This window comes from Citrobacter sp. S55_ASV_140 (assembly GCF_018919505.1).
In the GTDB taxonomy this organism is placed as follows: domain Bacteria; phylum Pseudomonadota; class Gammaproteobacteria; order Enterobacterales; family Enterobacteriaceae; genus Citrobacter; species Citrobacter werkmanii.
Genome location: NZ_JAHLQZ010000227.1, coordinates 1 through 5,706, shown reverse-complemented (window position 1 = coordinate 5,706; position 5,706 = coordinate 1). Strand labels below are relative to the sequence as shown.

The window sequence follows — 5,706 nt, the reverse complement described above, 5'->3', positions numbered from 1 at the left end:
TCAATAAATACATCTTCCCGAACGGCTGTTTACCGTCAGTTCGCCAGATTGCCAACGCCAGCGAGCCGCATTTTGTGATGGAAGACTGGCATAATTTTGGCGCGGATTACGATACCACGCTGATGGCATGGCACGAACGCTTCATGCGTTCCTGGCCTGAAATCGCCGATAACTATACCGAGCGTTTTAAACGGATGTTCAGCTATTACCTGAACGCCTGCGCCGGTGCGTTTCGTGCTCGCGATATCCAGCTTTGGCAGGTGGTTTTCTCCCGCGGTGTCGAACACGGTCTGCGCGTCCCCCGCTAATGGCTGCCGCCCCCGTACTCACGGGGGCATTTTGTTTCAGGCCGGACTCAGGCCTCGCCCGCTATGTTACTGATGGCGCTTTCACGCGCAGCCAGCACACGTTCAACGGTATCAACAACCGCTTGCGTTTGCGGATCGATTTCGATATTAACCCGCGCGCCCAGCTTTTTCTTACCCAGCGTCGTACGCTCCAGCGTTTCCGGGATCAAATGCACGCAAAAGCGCGTTGGCGTGACTTCGCCGACCGTCAGGCTGATGCCGTCAATGCCGATAAACCCCTTATACAGGATATATTTCATCAGCGATGGGTCCTGAACTTTAAACCATACCTGCCGGTTATTTTCCGAAGTCAGAATTTTCGACACCTCGGCGGTGGTCATAATATGGCCCGACATTAAATGCCCGCCAATCTCATCGCTGAATTTTGCCGCACGCTCAACGTTAACCATATCCCCGACCTTAAGGTCGCCCAGGTTGGTGATACGCAGCGTCTCTTTCATCAGATCGAAGCTTATGTGATTACCGTTGATTTCGGTTACCGTCAGACAACAGCCATTGTGGGCAACCGATGCGCCGGTCTCCAGCGCATCCAGCATATATTCAGGCAACTCCACGACATGCGTACGAAAATTTGGTTTTTCATCAATGGACACCAATTTTGCGGTGCCCTGCACAATACCCGTAAACATACTTCTCACTCCTGAACTCAATTAAGACATCTCTGCCCAGCACAATAGCAGGTGGAAATTCAGGTTGCCAGCAGTGCGCCACCGCTGCCTGTTTTTTCACTGGAGAATTACGTATTCCTCGCTACAATAGACTGAAAATTCCCCAGCTTTTTCTCCTTGCTGCCATATAAGGCGGCTTTTTTAGTCTCTCAAATAACAACAATATAGTGGTGTACACGTGCAAAAGTATGTAAGTGAAGCGCGTCAGTTATTAGCTCTGGCAATACCGGTGATTCTTGCGCAAATCGCTCAAACCGCAATGGGGTTCGTTGATACCGTCATGGCGGGCGGATACAGCGCGACGGATATGGCGGCCGTCGCCATTGGTACGTCGATCTGGCTGCCGGCTATTCTGTTTGGCCACGGACTCCTGCTGGCGTTGACGCCGGTAATCGCCCAACTCAATGGCTCCGGCCGCCGCGATCGTATCGCCCATCAGATACGCCAGGGATTCTGGCTGGCTGGTAGCGTCTCCGTTTTGATTATGGTCGTGCTGTGGAATGCGGGTTATATCATCCGCTCCATGCATAACATCGACCCGGCGCTGGCCGATAAAGCCGTCGGTTATCTGCGTGCATTGCTGTGGGGCGCGCCGGGATATTTGTTTTTCCAGGTAGCCCGTAACCAATGCGAAGGCCTGGCCAAGACTAAACCGGCGATGGTGATGGGGTTTATCGGCCTGCTGGTGAACATCCCGGTTAACTATGTTTTCATCTATGGTCATTTAGGTATGCCGGAACTTGGCGGCGTAGGCTGTGGCGTGGCCACGGCGGCGGTTTACTGGGTGATGTTTGCCGCCATGCTGTCTTACGTCAAACACGCGCGTTCAATGCGTGACATCCGTAATGAGCGAGGATTCCAGAAGCCAGACACTGCAGTGATGAAGCGTCTGGTACAGCTGGGTTTACCCATCGCGCTGGCGTTATTTTTTGAAGTGACGTTGTTTGCTGTGGTTGCGCTACTGGTTTCCCCGCTGGGGATCGTCGATGTGGCCGGGCACCAAATCGCGCTGAACTTTAGTTCGTTAATGTTCGTTTTGCCGATGTCGCTGGCTGCCGCCGTCACTATTCGTGTCGGTTTTCGTTTGGGTCAAGGTTCCACGCTTGAGGCGCAAACGGCGGCCAGAACGGGTTTGGGCGTTGGTGTCTGCATGGCGGTAGTGACGGCGATTTTCACTGTGACCTTCCGTGAGCACATTGCCCTGCTCTACAACGATAATCCGGAAGTTGTCGCTCTGGCGGCGCAACTCATGTTGCTGGCCGCGGTGTATCAAATATCGGACTCTATCCAGGTTATTGGCAGCGGTGTCCTGCGCGGTTATAAAGACACGCGCTCTATCTTCTTTATCACCTTTACAGCCTACTGGGTGCTGGGTCTGCCAAGCGGCTATATTCTGGCGCTTACCGATCTGGTGGTCGACAGGATGGGACCTGCAGGTTTTTGGATGGGCTTTATTATCGGTCTGACCTCTGCGGCCGTATTAATGATGCTGCGGATGCGTTATCTGCAACGCCAGCCGTCTGCCGTCATTTTGCAACGCGCTGCACGATAAGCTCACAATAGCCGCCGTCTGGCGGCTTTTTTACGCCTTCAGAAGGGACTGGCGTTTTCGGCATTCACCCACTGTTCGCTAACAGGATGCCTGAAACGCAATGCGCTGGCATGCAGCATCAGTCGCGGGGTGAGTTCTGTACCTGGCAGCAAACGCCCACCATACAAATCGCCCCCCAAAATAGGATGTCCCAACTGCTGACAGTGGATCCGGAGTTGATGGGTACGCCCGGTTTCAGGCGTCAGTTGTACCCGCGTTAAGGGGAGTAATCCCCCGTCCTTCTGGCGATGGAGAAAACGCTCAACAACCTGATAACGCGAACGCGCGGGCTTGCCGTTAACGGCGCAAATCGTCATCAGCGGAAACCGCGCCGGATCTTTGCTAATCGCTGCGTCGATAACCCCTGCATTGTTTTCCAAATGCCCGCATAACAGCGCGCTGTATACCTTCGTCACCATGCGCTGACTAAACTGCTGGCACAGCGCGGCGTTAATACCCTTGTTACGTGCCACCACCATCAGCCCGGAGGTGCCGAAATCAAGCCGATGGACCAACGTGCAACCGGGATAAATCTGTACCAGCCGGTGATGTACCGAATCGAGATTCTGCGGATTTTTCCCCGACAAGCTAAGCAGCCCTGTGGGTTTATTGATAAGCACCAGATGCTCGTCCTGATAGAGAATCTCTATCTCGTCATAACAAGGCGGGGCAATAAAGGTATCAAGGATTGTAGACATCAGACGGCCTGGATGGAATGTGGGCACGGATGATAACGAATTTTCACTGCACTGGCGAATCGACCCGCGTAACTAATGGCAATCATTACATGGTAGAGTGGAGGTTATCCCGAGTGCAAAGAGAGGGTTACACAGTGCAACAAATCGATTTTTATATGGTAGACGCCTTTAGCACCACGACGTTTGCTGGTAATGCCGCCGCTGTATGTCCCCTCACGGACTGGCTGCCCGATGAAACATTATTAAAAATGGCGCAGCAGCATAACCAGTCGGAAACCGCTTTCTTTGTCGCCAATGATAATGGCTTTGAGCTACGTTGGTTTACCACGCAGGGAGAAATTAATCTCTGTGGGCATGCCACGCTTGCCGCGGCGCATGTGATTTTCGAACATCTGGATTACCCGGACACGACGATCCATTTTGCCACCCGATTTGTGGGTCCGCTGATGGTCACACGCAGCGGTGAATGGCTGACGCTTGATTTTCCTGCCTGGCAAAGCGAGCCTGTCGTACCGCCCGCCTTACTGCTGGAAGCGTTAGGCATCACAGAATATAAAGAAGTTCGCGTGGGTCGCGATTACATGGTGGTGTTGGAGGATCAGCACCAGGTCGAGGCTGTACGTCCGAATATCCACGCCATGGTTCCGCTAGGCAAAATGGTTTGTATTACCGCGCCTGGCGACGGGGAATATGATTTTGTCAGCCGTTTCTTCTGCCCAGGCGAGGCCGTCGCAGAAGATCCCGTCACGGGTTCGGCGCATAGCATGCTCATTCCTTACTGGGCCGCAAAACTGAATAAAACAGAAATGTTGGCGCGTCAGGTATCTGAACGCGGGGGAGATTTACGCTGTCAATTGGCGGACTCTCGCGTTTATATTGGCGGGCAGGCAACAACTTACCTGACGGGTAAAGTGCTGCTACGCTAACCCTCTTATCCGTTACACAACCCAATCCAGGGAGGATATATGTCGAACAAACTGGTGCAGATTCACTTTAATTTTCATGGTCCGTTTGGCGCCGAGATGTCGCAGCAACTTGTCGAACTGGCCGAATCCATCAATCAGGAGCCGGGCTTTATCTGGAAAATCTGGACCGAGAACGAAGCCAATCATGAAGCTGGTGGCATCTATCTGTTTCAGGATCAAGACTCCGCACAGGCTTATATCAAAAAACATACTGCCCGCCTGAAGCATCTGGGTGTGGAAGAAGTGTTTTTCAAAATCTTCGATATCAATGAGCCATTGAGTAAGATTAACCACGGTCATATTGGCTAACGTTATTGGCTTAAACGCCCCGTTCTGGGGCGATACCTCCTCCCCTAGTTTTTCCCTCACTCATATCCCAACATCCGCTATATAGCGTGTGTCACGTTTGTTTTAGTTCACAAAATCAGCGCCCATGAAAACTATCACTAGCCGACCGGAGCATGAAGGCGTATAAATAATACAAACAGTATTATTTTATACAAATTGAATTACCAAAAACAAAGGAGATCGCTTATGTCCCCAGACATTACGCTCAATGCTTCACCAGGAAGTTTCCCCCCGGCGGGTCATTACTCGCACAGTACAACGGCAGGTGGTTTTGTGTTCATTTCCGGGCAACTGCCAGTCACCCTGGATGGCGAAAAAAAAGCCGATGCGTCTTTTGAAGAACAAACCAGACTGGCCTTACAAAATGTCGATGCCTGCCTGGCTGGTGCTGGAGTCTCGCGGCAACATCTGGTTTCAGTGCGTGTCTATGTGACGGATATCAACCAGTGGCCGACATTTAACAGGATCTATGGTGAGTGGATCGGTGATTTTCGCCCTGCCCGTGCTGTCGCTGGCGTTGCCGAACTTCATTACGGTTTTGCCGTAGAAATCGAAGCGATGGCTTTGGCCCCACAGGCCTGATTTATAACTGTATACAGGTGAATAAAAATGACTGATATGACACTGCCTGATTATAACGATATTGTCGCTGCGGCAGAGCGCATCGCAAATTATGCCAACAAAACGCCGGTGATGACGTCCCGTACGGTTAATGAAGAATTTGGCGCTGAAGTCTTCTTTAAATGCGAAAACTTCCAGAGGATGGGCGCGTTCAAATTTCGCGGCGCTATGAATGCGCTACGCCAGTTCACGCCACAACAACGGGCTGCGGGCGTCGTGACCTTTTCTTCGGGGAATCATGCGCAAGCCATAGCCTTGTCGGCAAAATTATTGGGGATTCCGGCGACAATTATCATGCCGCATGATGCCCCGGCTGCCAAAGTTGCCGCGACCAAAGGGTATGGCGGAAATGTAGTGATTTACGATCGCTATACTGAAGACAGAGAAAAAATTGGTCAGGACCTGGCTGAGAAACAAGGGCTGACGCTGATCCCTCCTTACGATCAT

8 protein-coding genes are annotated in these 5,706 nt (G+C 52.0%); 6 read left to right on the top strand and 2 right to left on the bottom strand.

The window, feature by feature from the left end:
* Positions 1-308, top strand: a 308-nt coding sequence (locus KQJ18_RS20975) for a class I SAM-dependent methyltransferase (RefSeq protein ID WP_216422656.1), incomplete at its 5' end; no start/stop codon positions are given.
* A 47-nt stretch (positions 309-355) separates the two neighbouring features.
* Here KQJ18_RS20975 and KQJ18_RS20970 read toward each other — a convergent pair.
* The gene (locus tag KQJ18_RS20970; protein WP_038640361.1) at positions 356-997 is read right to left on the bottom strand and encodes a riboflavin synthase; all 642 of its coding nucleotides are present in this window, start codon (positions 995-997) and stop codon (positions 356-358) included.
* Between the two features lie 217 nt (positions 998-1,214).
* Between KQJ18_RS20970 and mdtK the strand changes: the two genes are divergently transcribed.
* Positions 1,215-2,588, top strand: coding sequence for a multidrug efflux MATE transporter MdtK (gene mdtK / locus KQJ18_RS20965; RefSeq protein ID WP_216422655.1), 1,374 nt, complete (start codon positions 1,215-1,217; stop codon positions 2,586-2,588).
* A gap of 38 nt (positions 2,589-2,626) precedes the next feature.
* On the opposite strand, the gene KQJ18_RS20960 is transcribed toward mdtK, so the two are convergent.
* Positions 2,627-3,325: an RluA family pseudouridine synthase gene (locus KQJ18_RS20960; RefSeq protein ID WP_216422654.1), complete on the bottom strand. Its 699-nt coding sequence runs from the start codon at positions 3,323-3,325 to the stop codon at positions 2,627-2,629.
* Between the two features lie 134 nt (positions 3,326-3,459).
* Here KQJ18_RS20960 and KQJ18_RS20955 point away from each other — a divergent pair, with 134 nt between their 5' ends.
* The 4 genes from KQJ18_RS20955 to KQJ18_RS20940 all read left to right on the top strand — a co-directional run.
* Positions 3,460-4,251 carry a PhzF family phenazine biosynthesis protein gene (locus tag KQJ18_RS20955; RefSeq protein WP_038640355.1) on the top strand — a complete coding sequence of 264 codons (792 nt, stop codon included), beginning with the start codon at positions 3,460-3,462 and terminating at the stop codon, positions 4,249-4,251.
* 39 nt (positions 4,252-4,290) lie between these two features.
* Positions 4,291-4,599, top strand: a complete 309-nt coding sequence (locus KQJ18_RS20950; RefSeq protein WP_038640354.1) for a monooxygenase — start codon at positions 4,291-4,293, stop codon at positions 4,597-4,599.
* Between the two features lie 225 nt (positions 4,600-4,824).
* A complete protein-coding gene (locus KQJ18_RS20945) occupies positions 4,825-5,220 on the top strand; it encodes a RidA family protein (protein ID WP_069324206.1) in 396 nt (131 codons plus the stop codon).
* A gap of 27 nt (positions 5,221-5,247) precedes the next feature.
* Positions 5,248-5,706: pyridoxal-phosphate dependent enzyme (locus KQJ18_RS20940; protein ID WP_216422653.1), on the top strand; the 459-nt coding region annotated here is incomplete at its 3' end.